The following is a 285-nucleotide window of genomic DNA, read 5'->3' as shown; positions in this document are numbered from 1 at the left end:
CGAACACGTGTCGCGCGACTCGCACGCAGACGCTAGCAAGCCGCCTCTGTCTCGTACGAGTCATCGACTAGGCTCCGTGCGTCGCGCGCGCGGACGAAGAGCACGGGGGTGGTCCATGTCGCCACAGCGCAACACCGGAGCGGGCGCGGAAGCGGAACTTCCCGAGTACGCCGGTCACTATCGGCTGGAGTCCTGTCTGGGCTCCGGTGGCATGGGGGTCGTACACCTCGCCCGGAGCACCTCGGGAATGCGGCTGGCGGTGAAGGTCGTCCATGCCGAGTTCGC

The organism is Streptomyces tricolor, assembly GCF_002155905.1.
Taxonomy (GTDB): domain Bacteria; phylum Actinomycetota; class Actinomycetes; order Streptomycetales; family Streptomycetaceae; genus Streptomyces; species Streptomyces tricolor.
Note: the sequence above shows the minus strand (reverse complement) of the source record.